The organism is Marinobacter sp. CA1 (genome assembly GCF_020546665.1).
Classification (GTDB): Bacteria; Pseudomonadota; Gammaproteobacteria; order Pseudomonadales; family Oleiphilaceae; genus Marinobacter; species Marinobacter xestospongiae.
Genome location: NZ_CP071785.1, coordinates 3930975 through 3945700 on the forward strand (window position 1 = coordinate 3930975; position 14726 = coordinate 3945700).

The window sequence follows — 14726 nt, forward strand, 5'->3', positions numbered from 1 at the left end:
TTACTGGTTATCGACAGCTTCATTCGTGGACTTGAAGATCCGCACTTTTGCGCCGTCTTCCTTAACCTGGAAGCCTACGCGATCGGCTTTGCCGGTCTGCGGATTAAAAATAGCCACGTTGGAAGCCTGGATAGGTGCTTCTTTCTCGACGATGCCACCGGGGGTGCCGAGCATGGGGTTCGGCTTGGTGTGCTTCTTGATCATATTGATCCCAGAAACCACCAGACGGCCGTCGTCCTGAACTTTCAGGACTTTACCACGTTTGCCCTTGTCTTTTCCCGTGGTGACGATTACTTCGTCATCTCGTTTGATCTTTTTCATAACCGGCCTCTAGTCCTTACAGTACTTCGGGTGCCAGTGAAATAATTTTCATGAACTTTTCATTACGCAGTTCACGGGTAACCGGTCCGAAGATACGGGTACCGATAGGGGCGTCCTGATTGTTCAGAAGTACAGCCGCGTTTCCGTCAAAACGGATCAGCGAACCGTCGGGACGACGTACACCTTTACGGGTACGTACTACGACAGCGTTCAGGACCTGGCCTTTCTTCACTTTACCGCGGGGGATGGCTTCCTTAACGGTTACCTTGATGATATCCCCAACGCTGGCATAACGCCGATGTGAACCGCCCAGGACTTTGATGCACTGAACTTGACGTGCACCGCTGTTGTCCGCGACTTCAAGCATTGTTTGAGTCTGAATCATGGTTGTTCTCCAGCAGAAACCACTTTGCCGTTACGACAAGACTCACCGTCCGGGCGAGTTACACCTTGGATGCTTGCACAGTGACTTCTACCAGGGCCCAGCTCTTGTTCTTCGAGAGCGGACGAGTCTCCTGGATGGTTACGATGTCACCGATGTTGCATTGATTAGTTTCGTCGTGCGCTTGCACTTTGGTTGAACGCTTAACGTACTTGCCGTACAGCGGGTGCTTGACCCGACGCTCAACCATTACAACGATGGACTTGTCCATCTTGTTGCTCACGACCTTGCCGCTCAGGGTTCTGGCAGTTTTGGTAGCTTCGGTCATGTCACTGTCCCGCCTTTTCGTTCAACACTGTTTTAACGCGAGCGATGTCACGCTTAACCTTGGCGAGGAGATGAGACTGATTAAGCTGACCTGTCGCCTTGCGCATGCGCAGGTTGAACTGCTCTTTCAGCAGGTCGATCAGCTCGTTGTTCAGCTCCTCGACTGATTTTTCACGCAGCTCTGTTGCTTTCATCACATCACCGTCCTCGTTACAAAGGTGGTTGACACGGGCAGCTTCGCGGCGGCCAGAGTAAAGGCCTCACGCGCGACGTCCTCGGCAACACCTTCCATCTCGTACAGCATCTTGCCGGGCTGAATTTCAGCCACCCAGTACTCGACGGAACCCTTACCTTTACCCATACGTACTTCCAGCGGCTTGCCGGTGATCGGCTTGTCCGGGAAAACCCGGATCCAGATCTTACCGCCCCGCTTAATCCGACGAGTCATGGTCCGACGTGCCGCCTCAATCTGGCGAGCAGTTATACGGCCACGGCTGGTCGCTTTCAATCCGTACTCACCGAAGCTCACCTTGTTACCGCGCTGAGCGAGACCGGTGTTACGGCCTTTCATTACCTTGCGAAATTTGGTGCGTTTTGGCTGCAGCATACGAGTGCCCCTTTACTTAGAACCTTTCTTGCGAGAGGCATTCTTGTCAGCACGGACCTGCTCCATACCACCAAGAATCTCGCCCTTGAAGATCCATACCTTAACGCCGATAACGCCGTAGGTGGTATGCGCTTCGTAGGTTGCGTAATCAATGTCTGCACGCAGTGTGTGCAGCGGAACGCGACCTTCGCGATACCACTCGGAACGAGCGATTTCAGCACCCCCAAGACGGCCACCGACCTGAATCTTGATACCTTTTGCGCCTTGGCGCATTGCGTTCTGAACCGCACGCTTCATGGCGCGACGGAACATCACACGACGCTCCAGCTGACCAGCTACGTTCTGGGCAACCAGGCGGGCATCCAGATCCGGCTTACGGACCTCTTCGATGTTGATGTGCACGGGCACACCCATCATGTCGCTGACTTCGCGACGCAGACGGTCAACATCTTCACCCTTCTTACCGATAACAATACCGGGACGGGCAGTATGGATCGTGATGCGGGCGTTCTGAGCCGGGCGCTCGATCACAATCTTGCTGACAGACGCCTTTACCAGACGCTTGTCGAGGAATTCGCGAACCTCAATGTCGTTCAGGAGGTTCTTCGCGTATTCCTGCTTTTCGGCATACCAGACTGAGTTGTGCTCTTTGATCACACCCAGGCGAATGCCGGTTGGATTTACTTTATGACCCATCTGAGCATCTCCTACTTGTCGGCGACCTTGACGGTGATATGGCAGGTGCGCTTGAAAATCCGGTCAGCGCGCCCCTTGGCTCGAGCTTTGATGCGCTTGAGCGTCGGACCTTCATCCACCATGATGGTGGAGACCCGCAGATCATCTACGTCCAGACCTTCGTTGTGCTCAGCGTTGGCAATCGCGGACTCAAGAGCTTTCTTGATAACCACGGCTGCTTTCTTCGGGCTGAAAGTCAGAATGTTCAGGGCGTCCTCAACAGCCTTGCCGCGTACCTGGTCAGCAACAAGACGAGCTTTCTGAGCAGAGAGGCGAGCGCCCTTGTACTTAGCCGCTACTTCCATTTCTATTCCCCTCACAATCAGCGTTTAGCTTTCTTGTCGGCTGCATGGCCGCGGTAGGTCCGCGTTGCCGCGAACTCACCCAGCTTATGACCGACCATGTCTTCGGTGACATAGACAGGCACGTGTTGCTTGCCGTTATGGACTGCAATGGTCAGGCCTACCATCTCCGGAAAGACTGTGGACCGGCGGGACCAGGTTTTGATCGGCCGCTTGTCGTTGCTTTCCAGAGCTGCCTCAACCTTCTTCAACAGATGCAGGTCTATAAAAGGACCTTTCTTCAAAGAACGTGGCACAGCATTTACCTCTATGTAGTCGTTTACTTGGCCGAACGACGACGTACGATCATCTTGTCAGTACGCTTGTTCTTACGAGTTTTATGCCCTTTGGTCGGAACACCCCAAGGAGTAACAGGGTGACGTCCACCAGAGGTACGCCCTTCACCACCACCATGCGGGTGGTCAACTGGGTTCATAGCAACACCACGTACTGTTGGCCGCTTGCCACGCCAACGTGATGCACCCGCTTTACCAAGCTGCTTGAGACTGTGTTCGCTGTTGGACACTTCACCCAACGTTGCACGACACTCAACAAGCACCTTACGCATTTCACCTGAACGCAGGCGGATGGTGGCGTATGCCCCCTCCCGAGCTACCAGCTGTACGGATGCGCCCGCAGAACGAGCCAGCTGGGCACCTTTGCCAGGCTTGAGTTCGACGCAGTGGATCACGGAACCGACCGGAATGTTCCGGATCGGCAGCGTGGAGCCCACCTTGATCGGCGCGTCGACGCCGGAGCGCACCTGATCGCCAGCTTTAACACCTTTGGGAGCGATGATGTAACGACGCTCGCCATCGGCGTACTTCAGCAGGGCGATGTGCGCAGAGCGGTTCGGATCGTATTCCAGGCGCTCAATAGTCGCCGGAATGCCATCTTTGGCCCGCTTGAAATCGATTACACGGTAGTGCTGCTTGTGACCACCACCAACGTGACGGGTTGTGATGCGACCATTATGGTTACGACCACCCGATTTGCTTTGCGATTCTACCAACGGTGCGTAAGGGCGCCCTTTGTACAGGTCCGGATTAGAGATCTTTACAACGTGGCGGCGGCCGGCAGATGTTGGCTTGGTTTTGACGATCGGCATATTACGACCCCTTTACCTTATTCCACATCCATAAAATCGATGTCCTGACCTTCCGCAAGCTTCACATAAGCCTTGCGAAGATCATTACGCTTGCCGAACCCACGGATAGTACGCTTGAGCTTACCCTTACGGTTCAGAACCTGAACACCTTCTACGGTAACGTTGAACAGCTGCTCAACGGCTTTCTTGATCTCAGGCTTGGTGGCATCAGGGGCAACACGAAATACCACCTGACCACGCTCAGCTGCCATGGAGGCCTTCTCTGATACGTGCGGCCCAAGCAGGACCTTATAAATACGTTCCTGATTCATCCCAGCATCTCCTCGATCTTCTTCAGAGCCGGAACGGTAACCACAACCTTCTCGAAGGCTACCAGGCTGACCGGGTCCAGGCCGGCAACGTCACGCACGTCAACGTGCGGAATGTTGCGGGAAGCCAGATGAAGGTTCTGTTCAACGGTCTCGGCCAGGATCAGGGCACTATCAACACCCAGGTCCTTGAGCTTTGCATTGAAGGCCTTGGTCTTGGGAGACTCGACGACAACGTCGTCGACCACAACCAAACGCTCCTGACGAACCAGCTCAGAGAAAATAGAGCGCAGGGCCGCACGGTACATCTTGCGGTTAACCTTCTGCTCGAAGTTCTGAGGCTTGGCAGCGAAGGTGGTGCCACCGGAGCGCCACAGCGGGCTACGGATGGTACCAGCACGGGCACGACCGGTGCCCTTCTGGCGCCACGGCTTCTTACCGCCACCGGACACTTCAGAGCGGGTCTTCTGGGCACGGGTGCCCTGACGACCGGCCGCCATGAATGCGGTAACGACCTGGTGAACCAGCGCTTCGTTAAAATCTTTGGCGAACGCGGAATCGGAAACCGAGATTCCCTTACCGCTACCTGTAATAGTCAATTCCATCGCACCGCTCCTCAGGCTTTAACTGCAGGCTTGATGACAACATCGCCACCGGTAGCGCCTGGAACAGCACCACGGATCAGCAGCAAGTTGCGCTCGGCATCGACACGGACAACCTGAAGGTTCTGCACAGTAACCTGAGCATTACCCATCTGACCGGCCATCTTCTTGCCCTTGAATACCTTGCCCGGGGTCTGGTTCTGACCAATGGAACCCGGTGCACGGTGAGACAGAGAGTTACCGTGAGTGGCATCCTGCATGGAGAAGTTCCAGCGCTTAACGCCGCCCTGGAAGCCTTTACCCTTGGAACGACCGATGGCGTCAACAACCTGGCCATCTTCAAACTGGGCAGCAGTAATCTCACCACCGGCAGCCAGGTCTTCGCCTTCACCGTCAGCCAGACGGAATTCCCACACGCCACGGCCGGCTTCAACGCCCGCCTTGGCAAAGTGGCCCGCTTCGGCCTTGGTCACACGAGAGGAACGACGCGCACCGACGGTTACCTGAACCGCACGATAGCCATCGCTTTCCAGAGTTTTGAGTTGGGTAATGCGGTTGGGTTCAACCTCAATTACCGTTACGGGCACAGACTGCCCGTCTTCCGTAAAAATACGGGTCATACCGGCCTTGCGACCGACAACACCAATTGCCATGTTTCACCTCTTAAGTGTACGGGGCTCTCACCCTCTATGGCCGTACGACAGTTACACAGACTAATACCGGGCGGTATTAGCCGAGGCTGATCTGAACGTCTACACCTGCTGCCAGGTCCAGTTTCATCAGAGCATCCACTGTCTTCTCCGTCGGCTCAACAATGTCGAGCAGACGCTTGTGGGTACGAATCTCGTACTGATCACGCGCGTCTTTGTTGACGTGCGGGGAGATCAGGACGGTGTACTTTTCCTTCCGCGTCGGCAGAGGAATAGGGCCACGCACTTGAGCGCCGGTCCGCTTGGCGGTATCGACAATCTCCTGCGTGGACTGGTCGATCAGGCGGTAATCAAACGCCTTCAACCGGATTCTGATTTTTTGGCTTTGCATGATGCACCAAACTCCACTCGTAGCAGCTACTTTTAGCCGACCTTCAAAAAAAGGAGCCGCATTGTATGCATATTACCCAGCCATGTCAAGCAAGGGGAATCCCCCCCCTGGTCAACTGCCGGGATACGGAATTTCGGGATAGAAAAAGGGGGCTGCATCAGCAGCCCCCTTCCCGAAATCATTCGAGTATCAAATTACTCGACGATTTTGGCAACAACGCCGGCACCAACGGTACGGCCGCCTTCACGGATGGCGAAGCGCAGACCTTCTTCCATCGCGATCGGAGCGATCAGAGTAACGTCCATCTTGACGTTATCACCCGGCATTACCATTTCAACGCCTTCCGGCAGCTCACAGGAACCGGTCACGTCAGTGGTCCGGAAGTAGAACTGCGGACGGTAGCCCTTGAAGAACGGAGTGTGACGACCACCCTCGTCCTTGCTCAGAACGTACACTTCGCACTCGAACTTGGTGTGCGGGTTGATGGAACCCGGCACTGCCAGAACCTGACCACGCTCAACGTCGTCACGCTTGGTACCACGCAGCAGAACACCAACGTTCTCACCGGCACGGCCTTCGTCCAGCAGCTTGCGGAACATCTCAACACCAGTACAGGTGGTCTTGGTGGTCTCGCGAATACCCACGATTTCCACTTCGTCACCAACCTTGATGATGCCACGCTCAACACGACCGGTTACCACAGTACCACGACCGGAGATGGAGAAGACGTCCTCGATCGGCATCAGGAACGGCTGATCGATCGCACGCTCCGGCTCAGGGATGTAGTCATCCAGAGCTTCTACCAGCTTCTTAACAGCGGTAGTACCCATCTCGTTGTCGTCTTTGCCTTCCAGCGCCATCAGCGCGGAACCGGTGATGATCGGAGTGTCGTCACCCGGGAAGTCGTACTGGCTCAGCAGATCACGAACTTCCATCTCAACCAGTTCCAGCAGCTCTTCGTCGTCGACCATGTCGGCCTTGTTCAGGAACACGACGATGTACGGAACACCAACCTGACGGGACAGCAGGATGTGCTCACGAGTCTGCGGCATGGGGCCGTCAGCTGCGGAGCAAACCAGGATCGCACCGTCCATCTGGGCAGCACCGGTGATCATGTTCTTCACATAGTCGGCGTGGCCCGGGCAGTCAACGTGTGCGTAGTGACGGATCGGAGAATCGTACTCAACGTGAGAAGTCGCGATGGTGATACCACGCGCCTTTTCTTCCGGAGCGTTATCGATCTGGTCGAACGCACTGGCAGTACCGGTACCCCAAACTTCGTGACACACACGAGTCAGAGCAGCTGTCAGAGTGGTTTTACCATGGTCAACGTGACCGATAGTGCCGACGTTGACGTGTGGTTTACTACGTTCAAATTTTTCTTTAGACACGGTTACACCTCTTCCTGTTTCTTAAGTCCGGGTATCAACCCTTTTTAATGATTGCGTCGGCAATGTTCGAAGGCGCCTCCGAGTAACCGGAGAACTCCATGGAGTAAGACGCCCGACCCTGCGTTGCGGAACGCAGATCGGTGGCGTAACCGAACATCTCCGCCAGCGGAACCTCAGCCCGGATAAGCTTACCGGAGGGGTTCTCATCCATACCCTGAATCACGCCACGACGACGGTTCAGGTCACCAACGACGTCACCCATATAATCTTCCGGGGTAACGACCTCGACTTTCATGATCGGCTCAAGCAGTGCCGGGCTGGCTTCCAGAGCACCCTGCTTCATGGCCATGGAACCTGCGATCTTGAACGCCATTTCGTTGGAGTCCACATCGTGGTAGGAGCCATCGTACAGAGTGGCCTTGATACCAAGCAGCGGATAGCCGGCCAGACAGCCGTTCTGCATCTGCTCCTCGATACCCTGCTGGACCGCCGGGATGTATTCCTTCGGAACCACACCACCAACGATCTCATTCACGAAGATGAAGTTCTCGGTATCGTCATCCAGCGGCAGCGGCTCAAGCTTGACCTTGACGTGACCGTACTGACCACGACCACCGGACTGACGAACAAACTTACCCTCAACGTCGGCCGGCTTGCGGATGCACTCACGATAGGCCACCTGCGGCTTACCAATATTGGCCTCAACCTTGAACTCACGACGCATACGATCGACGATAATGTCCAGGTGAAGCTCACCCATACCGGAGATGATGGTCTGGCCGGATTCTTCGTCAGTGCGAACACGGAAAGACGGATCTTCCTGAGCCAGCTTGCCAAGCGCAATACCCATCTTCTCCTGATCGGCCTTGGACTTCGGCTCAACTGCCACAGAGATAACCGGCTCGGGAAACTCCATACGCTCAAGAATAATCTTGGCATTTTCGTCGCACAGCGTATCACCGGTGGTGACATTCTTAAGTCCAATTGCGGCAGCGATATCGCCAGCAAGAACTTCTTTGATCTCCTCTCGATCGTTGGCGTGCATTTGCACCATACGACCGATACGCTCTTTTTTACCCTTCACAGAGTTAAAGACCGCGTTACCGGACTCCATCTTGCCGGAGTAAACCCGGAAGAACGTCAGAGTACCCACAAATGGGTCAGTAGCAATTTTGAAGGCCAGAGCAGCAAATGGAGCGTCATCATCAACAGGACGAGTCTCTTCCGTACCGTCCTCATCAACCTCACCGCGAATCGCCTTAACCTCATCAGGAGCCGGCAGAAACTCAACAACTGCATCCAGAACCGCCTGAACGCCCTTGTTCTTGAACGCCGAACCACAGGTTGCCAGAACGATTTCATTGGCCAGGGTACGTTGACGCAGAGCCTTCTTGACCTCGTCGTTGGTGAGCTCACCGCCTTCGAGGTACTTTTCCATCAGCTCTTCGCTGGCTTCGGCAGCTGCCTCAACCATTTGCTCACGGTAGGAGTCGCACTCATCCTGCATTTCGGCAGGAATGTCCTTCTCCTCGTAAGTCATACCGGCATCATCTTCGTTCCAGTAGATGGCCTTCATGCGGATCAGATCCACAACGCCCTGGAACTCGTCTTCAGCACCGATCGGCAACTGAATGGGTACAGGCGTCGCACCCAGACGGTTCTTGATCTGGTCAACAACGCGCAGGAAGTTGGCCCCGGCACGGTCCATCTTGTTGACAAAAACCATCCGCGGGACTTCGTACTTGTTAGCCTGACGCCATACCGTTTCAGACTGCGGCTCAACACCGGAGGACGCGCAGAAGACAACCACAGCGCCATCCAACACCCGCAGAGAGCGCTCAACCTCAATCGTGAAGTCAACGTGCCCAGGGGTGTCGATGATGTTTACCCGGTGCTTCTCGAACTGCTTGTCCATGCCCTGCCAGAACGTAGTCACGGCTGCGGAGGTAATGGTAATACCACGCTCCTGCTCCTGGGCCATCCAGTCAGTTGTTGACGCACCGTCATGGGTTTCACCCATTTTATGGCTACGGCCGGTATAGTACAGAATCCGCTCGGTGGTCGTGGTTTTACCCGCATCTACGTGCGCGCAAATCCCGATATTTCTATAGCGCTTGATAGGAGTCGTACGTGCCACTGTATGAACCTCAAATAATTAGAAACGGAAGTGGGAGAAAGCCTTGTTGGCTTCTGCCATGCGATGAACGTCTTCACGCTTCTTAACGGCGGCGCCCTTGCTCTCTACGGCGTCCAGGATTTCACCTGCCAGACGCTGAGCCATGGACTTCTCACCACGCTTCCGTGAGAATTCAACGAGCCAGCGCATGGCCAGCGCGTTCTGACGGGAAGGCCGTACTTCTACCGGCACCTGGTAGGTAGCACCACCCACACGACGGGACTTAACCTCAACCATCGGCTGGATGTTTTCCAGGGCCTTCTCGAACATGTCGATCGGCTCTTCCTTGGACTTGTCGGCAACAATATCAAGCGCGCCATAAACAATGCGCTCAGCCACAGACTTCTTGCCAGACTCCATCACGTGGTTGATGAACTTGGCCAGACGCTGGCTACCGAACTTGGGATCCGGGATAATTTCCCGTTTAGCTGCAACTCTTCTTCTAGGCATCGATAAGCCCTCAATAAACAAAAGGTCTTCAGGAACCCCTGAGATAGCAGATGCTACTCAGCCTTACTCTTACCGTTTCACATATCACCATCAGACATGGCAACGATAAAAGACACCCGCGAGGGATATCAGGACTTGGGTCGTTTAGCACCGTACTTGGAGCGGCCCTGCTTACGGTTCTGTACACCCTGGGTGTCCAGTGTTCCGCGAACAGTGTGATAGCGCACACCCGGAAGGTCTTTTACTCGACCGCCACGGATCAGTACAACGCTGTGCTCCTGAAGGTTGTGACCTTCACCACCAATGTAAGAGGAAACCTCGTAGCCGTTGGTCAGACGAACACGGCACACTTTACGCAGTGCTGAGTTCGGCTTCTTCGGCGTGGTGGTGTAGACACGGGTGCATACGCCACGACGCTGCGGGCAAGCCTGCAGGGCCGGAACGTCACTCTTGGCCACCTTACGTTTACGAGGCTTACGTACCAACTGGTTAATCGTTGCCATGTAAGCAAACTCCAATAAACCTAATCAATGAAACTTACCCCCGAGCGAGCGGGGGTAAAATTAAGGGACGCAAGTGTAAGCCTGCGCCCCAGGTCAGTCAAGAAGACTGATTCCTTTTTAACCAACTACCGGATCCGTAGATTCCGGCAGTTAGCGGTTGAGCTCTGCACTCAGCGCTTCAACCACGTCCTCGGCAGTTACGCCCTGCTCTTCCAGGTCACGCTTGCGACGACGCTCATTGTGGTAGGCCAGGCCAGTACCGGCCGGGATCAGACGACCCACTACCACGTTTTCCTTCAGCCCGCGCAGGTAATCACGCTTGCCAGTCACCGCACCTTCGGTCAGTACCCGGGTGGTTTCCTGGAACGACGCTGCGGAGATAAAGGACTCAGTCGCCAGCGATGCCTTGGTGATACCCAGCAGCAGACGCTCGCACTTCGCCGGTTCCTTGTCCTCAGCCTCGGCCTTGTCATTGGCTTCGATAAACTGGTTGTACTCCACCTGATCGCCGGACAGCAGCTCGGTATCGCCCGGGCTGGTGATCTCGACCTTGCGCAGCATCTGGCGGACGATAACCTCAATGTGTTTATCGTTGATGACAACGCCCTGCAGACGGTAAACGTCCTGGATCTCGTTGGTGATGTACTTCGCCAGCTCCACCACACCCAGCAGTCGCAGGATGTCATGGGGGTTGGACGGACCATCAGAGATCACCTCACCCTTCTCAACGGTCTCACCTTCGAACACGTTGAGCTGGCGCCATTTCGGAATCAGCACCTCATACGGGTCGCCATCCTTCGGCGTGATCACCAGACGCTTCTTACCTTTGGTCTCCTTGCCGAATGACACCATACCGGTGATCTCGGCCAGGATGGACGGCTCCTTCGGACGACGAGCCTCGAACAGGTCGGCAACCCGTGGCAGACCACCGGTGATGTCCCGGGTCTTCGAGCTTTCCTGCGGAATACGCGCAACCACGTCACCCAGCTCGACCTTACCGCCGTCACTGAGGGTGATCAGGGCGTTGGCCGGCAGGAAGTACTGGGCCGGACTTCCGCCGGGCAGCACCACTTCTTCGCCATTTTCGTCAAGCACCTGCACCATCGGACGAATGTCCTTACCCGCCGCAGGACGCTCCTTCGGGTCGATCACCTGAACGGTGGACAGGCCAGTCAGCTCGTCGGTCTGGGTGCGGACAGTAATGCCCTGGTCCATGCCAACAAATTTCGCAGTACCCGCACCCTCGGCGATGATCGGGTGAGTGTGGGGATCCCACTTCGCCACCACGACGCCGGCGTCGACTGCATCGCCATGCTTGACGGACAGCACCGCACCGTACGGAAGCTTGTACCACTCACGCTCACGGCCCTGCTCATCAGCAACCGCCAGCGCGGAGGAACGGGAAACCACAACCAGGCTGCCGTCGTTCTTCTCGATCGACTTCAGGTTATGCAGGCGAACGGTACCACCGTGCTTGACCTGAATGTTGTCTACCGCTGAAGCCCGGCTCGCCGCACCACCGATGTGGAAGGTACGCATGGTGAGCTGGGTACCCGGCTCACCGATGGACTGGGCAGCAATAACACCGACCGCCTCACCAACGTTGACCAAGTGGCCACGGGCCAGATCGCGGCCGTAGCACTGGGAACAGACACCGTGCTTGGTGTCACAGGTGATCGCTGAGCGAACCCAGATCTCATCCACACCCGCGCGCTCGACCATTTCGATGGTCTTCTCATCCAGCAGGGTGCCAGCCGGTACCACCGCGTTCTCTTTGTCGGTTGGCGTGAACACGTCACGCGCAGTAACCCGACCCAGCACCCGGTCGCCCAGAGGCACAACCACGTCGCCGCCTTCGATGTGCGGCGTCATCAGCAGACCTTCTTCGGTACCACAATCGTTCTCGGTAACAACCAAATCCTGGGATACGTCTACCAGACGACGGGTCAGATAACCGGAGTTCGCCGTCTTCAGTGCGGTATCCGCCAGACCCTTACGGGCACCGTGAGTGGAGATGAAGTACTGCAGTACGTTCAGACCTTCACGGAAGTTCGCGGTGATCGGCGTCTCGATGATGGAGCCATCCGGCTTGGCCATCAGGCCCCGCATCCCCGCCAGCTGACGGATCTGCGCCGCAGAGCCCCGGGCGCCGGAGTCGGCCATCATGTAAACCGAGTTGAAGGACTCCTGAGTCACTTCCTCGCCGTTTTCGTCGACAACAACCTCACCATCTGGACCGAACACCGGCTCTTTCGCCAGGCGCTCCATCATTGCCTTCGACACCTTGTCGTTGGCGCGGGACCAGATATCGATCACCTTGTTGTACTTCTCGCCCTGGGTCAGCAGACCGGACGCGTACTGGGACTCGATTTCCTTAACTTCGTCTTCCGCAGCCTCGACCATTTCGTATTTCTCGGGCGGAATTTCGAAGTCGTTAACACCAATGGAGGTGCCGGACACGGTGGCGTAGTGGAAACCGGTGTACATCAGCTGATCCGCAAAGATGACCGATTCCTTCAGACCCACGGTGCGGTAGCAGACGTTGATCAGGTTGGAGATCGCCTTCTTCACCATCGGCTTGTTGACGATCTCAAACGGCATACCGTCAGGCACGATATCAAACAGCAGCGCACGACCAACGGTGGTTTCCACCAGATTGCTGGACTCGGTGCTCTCACCTTCTTCGCTGACGCTGACTTCGCGGATACGAACCTTGATTCTGGCCTGCAGATCGACTTTCTTGGCACCGTAGGCGCGGTGAACTTCCTTGGTGTCGGCAAAGACCATGCCTTCACCCAGAGCGTTCTTGCGCTCACGGGTCATGTAGTACAGCCCCAGAACCACGTCCTGGGAAGGCACGATGATCGGCTCGCCGTTAGCCGGCGACAGCACGTTGTTGGTGGACATCATCAGTGCCCGCGCTTCGAGCTGAGCTTCCAGGGTCAGCGGTACGTGTACCGCCATCTGGTCACCGTCGAAGTCGGCGTTGTAGGCCGCACAGACCAGCGGGTGCAGCTGGATGGCCTTACCTTCGATCAGTACCGGCTCGAACGCCTGGATACCCAGACGGTGCAGGGTCGGCGCCCGGTTCAGCATGATCGGATGCTCGCGGATAACCTCATCGAGGATATCCCAAACCACCGCCTCTTCGCGCTCGACCATCTTCTTGGCCGCCTTGATGGTGGTGGCTAGGCCACGATGCTCAAGCTTGGCAAAGATGAACGGTTTGAACAGCTCCAGCGCCATCTTCTTCGGCAGACCACACTGGTGCAGACGAAGATAAGGACCAACCACGATGACCGAACGGCCAGAGTAGTCCACCCGCTTACCCAGCAGGTTCTGACGGAAACGACCCTGTTTACCCTTGATCATGTCAGCCAGGGATTTCAGCGGGCGCTTGTTGGTGCCAGTGATGGCCCGACCGCGACGACCGTTATCCAGCAGGGCGTCGACCGCTTCCTGCAGCATCCGCTTTTCGTTGCGCACGATGATGTCCGGTGCGTTCAGCTCCAGCAGGCGCTTGAGACGGTTGTTCCGGTTGATCACCCGACGATACAGATCGTTCAGGTCGGAGGTGGCGAAGCGGCCACCGTCCAGCGGAACCAGCGGGCGCAGATCCGGCGGCAGTACCGGCAGCACGGTCATGATCATGTCGCCAGGGCGGTTGCCGGAGTTGGCAAAGGCCTCGAGGATTTTCAGCCGCTTGCTGAACTTCTTGATCTTGGTCTCAGAATTGGTCTGCGGAATCTCTTCCCGCAGGGTCTCAATTTCGGCGTTCAGATCAATGTCTTCCAGCAGGGCCTTGACGGCCTCGGCACCCATGCGGGCATCGAATTCGTCACCGAACTCTTCCAATGCCTCGAAGTACTGCTCATCGTTCAGCAGCTGGCCACGTTCCAGCGTGGTCATGCCGGGATCGATCACGATGAACGATTCGAAGTACAGGACCCGCTCGATGTCCCGCAGGGTCATGTCCAGCATCAAGCCGATACGGGACGGCAGTGACTTCAGGAACCAGATGTGGGCAACCGGGCTGGCCAGCTCGATGTGGCCCATCCGCTCACGGCGAACATTGGCCAGGGCGACTTCGACGCCGCACTTTTCACAGATCACACCCCGATGCTTCAGGCGCTTGTACTTACCGCACAGGCACTCGTAGTCCTTGATCGGGCCAAAAATCTTGGCGCAGAACAGACCGTCACGCTCCGGCTTGAAGGTACGGTAGTTAATGGTTTCTGGCTTTTTAACCTCACCAAAAGACCAGGAACGGATCATGTCCGGCGATGCCAGGCCAATACGGATGGCATCAAATTCCTGCTTTTGGTTCTGGTTCTTGAGAAGATTCAGCAAATCTTTCATCAGTAACAGCTCCGGATGGCGTTAATCTCGGGCGGGCACCGACGGTGCCCGCTCACGCTGCCAAAACAATTCGGC

Annotated in this window: 18 protein-coding genes; all 18 read right to left on the reverse strand. The window is 56.1% G+C overall.

Translation table 11 applies throughout. The features are described 5' to 3' along the window. The 18 genes from rplX to rpoC all read right to left on the reverse strand — a co-directional run bounded on the left by rplX (position 1) and on the right by rpoC (position 14651). Entirely contained in the window at positions 1-321 is a 321-nt protein-coding gene (rplX, locus tag J2887_RS18025; RefSeq protein ID WP_227172524.1) for a 50S ribosomal protein L24, read from the reverse strand. Positions 322-337: 16 nt separating this feature from the next. Beyond that, positions 338-706, reverse strand: coding sequence for a 50S ribosomal protein L14 (gene rplN, locus J2887_RS18030; protein ID WP_091814959.1), 369 nt, complete (start codon positions 704-706; stop codon positions 338-340). A 58-nt stretch (positions 707-764) separates the two neighbouring features. Further along, a complete protein-coding gene (gene rpsQ / locus J2887_RS18035; protein WP_227172525.1) occupies positions 765-1031 on the reverse strand; it encodes a 30S ribosomal protein S17 in 267 nt (88 codons plus the stop codon). A 1-nt stretch (position 1032) separates the two neighbouring features. Then, positions 1033-1224 carry a 50S ribosomal protein L29 gene (gene rpmC, locus J2887_RS18040; RefSeq protein WP_227172526.1) on the reverse strand — a complete coding sequence of 64 codons (192 nt, stop codon included), beginning with the start codon at positions 1222-1224 and terminating at the stop codon, positions 1033-1035. Then, positions 1224-1637, reverse strand: a complete 414-nt coding sequence (gene rplP, locus J2887_RS18045) for a 50S ribosomal protein L16 (protein ID WP_131481880.1) — start codon at positions 1635-1637, stop codon at positions 1224-1226. Before rplP ends, rpmC begins: the two co-directional genes overlap by 1 nt. Positions 1638-1649: 12 nt before the next feature. After that, positions 1650-2333 carry a 30S ribosomal protein S3 gene (gene rpsC, locus J2887_RS18050; RefSeq protein ID WP_227172527.1) on the reverse strand — a complete coding sequence of 228 codons (684 nt, stop codon included), beginning with the start codon at positions 2331-2333 and terminating at the stop codon, positions 1650-1652. Between the two features lie 11 nt (positions 2334-2344). After that, positions 2345-2677 carry a 50S ribosomal protein L22 gene (gene rplV, locus J2887_RS18055; RefSeq protein WP_227172528.1) on the reverse strand — a complete coding sequence of 111 codons (333 nt, stop codon included), beginning with the start codon at positions 2675-2677 and terminating at the stop codon, positions 2345-2347. Between the two features lie 17 nt (positions 2678-2694). After that, a complete protein-coding gene (gene rpsS / locus J2887_RS18060) occupies positions 2695-2970 on the reverse strand; it encodes a 30S ribosomal protein S19 (protein ID WP_106763876.1) in 276 nt (91 codons plus the stop codon). A gap of 23 nt (positions 2971-2993) precedes the next feature. Then, complete coding sequence (gene rplB / locus J2887_RS18065; protein ID WP_227172529.1) at positions 2994-3821, reverse strand: 50S ribosomal protein L2; 828 nt, start codon at positions 3819-3821, stop codon at positions 2994-2996. 17 nt (positions 3822-3838) lie between these two features. Then, positions 3839-4132: a 50S ribosomal protein L23 gene (gene rplW, locus J2887_RS18070; protein WP_227172530.1), complete on the reverse strand. Its 294-nt coding sequence runs from the start codon at positions 4130-4132 to the stop codon at positions 3839-3841. Further along, on the reverse strand, positions 4129-4734 hold the full coding sequence (gene rplD / locus J2887_RS18075) for a 50S ribosomal protein L4 (protein WP_227172531.1): 606 nt from the start codon (positions 4732-4734) through the stop codon (positions 4129-4131). The genes rplW and rplD overlap by 4 nt, the downstream gene beginning before the upstream one ends. A gap of 11 nt (positions 4735-4745) precedes the next feature. After that, complete coding sequence (rplC, locus tag J2887_RS18080) at positions 4746-5384, reverse strand: 50S ribosomal protein L3 (protein WP_227172532.1); 639 nt, start codon at positions 5382-5384, stop codon at positions 4746-4748. A gap of 76 nt (positions 5385-5460) precedes the next feature. Next, complete coding sequence (gene rpsJ / locus J2887_RS18085; RefSeq protein ID WP_004580743.1) at positions 5461-5772, reverse strand: 30S ribosomal protein S10; 312 nt, start codon at positions 5770-5772, stop codon at positions 5461-5463. Between the two features lie 194 nt (positions 5773-5966). Continuing rightward, the gene (gene tuf / locus J2887_RS18090) at positions 5967-7163 is read right to left on the reverse strand and encodes an elongation factor Tu (protein WP_227172533.1); all 1197 of its coding nucleotides are present in this window, start codon (positions 7161-7163) and stop codon (positions 5967-5969) included. A 34-nt stretch (positions 7164-7197) separates the two neighbouring features. Beyond that, a complete protein-coding gene (gene fusA / locus J2887_RS18095) occupies positions 7198-9300 on the reverse strand; it encodes an elongation factor G (protein ID WP_227172534.1) in 2103 nt (700 codons plus the stop codon). A gap of 18 nt (positions 9301-9318) precedes the next feature. Continuing rightward, the gene (gene rpsG / locus J2887_RS18100; protein WP_227172535.1) at positions 9319-9789 is read right to left on the reverse strand and encodes a 30S ribosomal protein S7; all 471 of its coding nucleotides are present in this window, start codon (positions 9787-9789) and stop codon (positions 9319-9321) included. A gap of 128 nt (positions 9790-9917) precedes the next feature. Further along, complete coding sequence (gene rpsL / locus J2887_RS18105) at positions 9918-10292, reverse strand: 30S ribosomal protein S12 (RefSeq protein ID WP_008174844.1); 375 nt, start codon at positions 10290-10292, stop codon at positions 9918-9920. A gap of 150 nt (positions 10293-10442) precedes the next feature. Beyond that, entirely contained in the window at positions 10443-14651 is a 4209-nt protein-coding gene (gene rpoC, locus J2887_RS18110) for a DNA-directed RNA polymerase subunit beta' (RefSeq protein WP_227172536.1), read from the reverse strand. Between the last annotated feature and the right edge of the window lie 75 nt (positions 14652-14726).

Bases quoted from the DNA above. Each gene is read 5' to 3' on its own strand.
- rplX (WP_227172524.1), bottom strand. From the start codon at position 321: ATGAAAAAGATCAAACGAGATGACGAAGTAATCGTCACCACGGGAAAA.
- rplN (WP_091814959.1), bottom strand. From the start codon at position 706: ATGATTCAGACTCAAACAATGCTTGAAGTCGCGGACAACAGCGGTGCA.
- rpsQ (WP_227172525.1), bottom strand. From the start codon at position 1,031: ATGACCGAAGCTACCAAAACTGCCAGAACCCTGAGCGGCAAGGTCGTG.
- rpmC (WP_227172526.1), bottom strand. From the start codon at position 1,224: ATGAAAGCAACAGAGCTGCGTGAAAAATCAGTCGAGGAGCTGAACAAC.
- rplP (WP_131481880.1), bottom strand. From the start codon at position 1,637: ATGCTGCAGCCAAAACGCACCAAATTTCGCAAGGTAATGAAAGGCCGT.
- rpsC (WP_227172527.1), bottom strand. From the start codon at position 2,333: ATGGGTCATAAAGTAAATCCAACCGGCATTCGCCTGGGTGTGATCAAA.
- rplV (WP_227172528.1), bottom strand. From the start codon at position 2,677: ATGGAAGTAGCGGCTAAGTACAAGGGCGCTCGCCTCTCTGCTCAGAAA.
- rplB (WP_227172529.1), bottom strand. From the start codon at position 3,821: ATGCCGATCGTCAAAACCAAGCCAACATCTGCCGGCCGCCGCCACGTT.
- rplW (WP_227172530.1), bottom strand. From the start codon at position 4,132: ATGAATCAGGAACGTATTTATAAGGTCCTGCTTGGGCCGCACGTATCA.
- rplD (WP_227172531.1), bottom strand. From the start codon at position 4,734: ATGGAATTGACTATTACAGGTAGCGGTAAGGGAATCTCGGTTTCCGAT.
- rplC (WP_227172532.1), bottom strand. From the start codon at position 5,384: ATGGCAATTGGTGTTGTCGGTCGCAAGGCCGGTATGACCCGTATTTTT.
- rpsJ (WP_004580743.1), bottom strand. From the start codon at position 5,772: ATGCAAAGCCAAAAAATCAGAATCCGGTTGAAGGCGTTTGATTACCGC.
- rpsG (WP_227172535.1), bottom strand. From the start codon at position 9,789: ATGCCTAGAAGAAGAGTTGCAGCTAAACGGGAAATTATCCCGGATCCC.
- rpsL (WP_008174844.1), bottom strand. From the start codon at position 10,292: ATGGCAACGATTAACCAGTTGGTACGTAAGCCTCGTAAACGTAAGGTG.
- rpoC (WP_227172536.1), bottom strand. From the start codon at position 14,651: ATGAAAGATTTGCTGAATCTTCTCAAGAACCAGAACCAAAAGCAGGAA.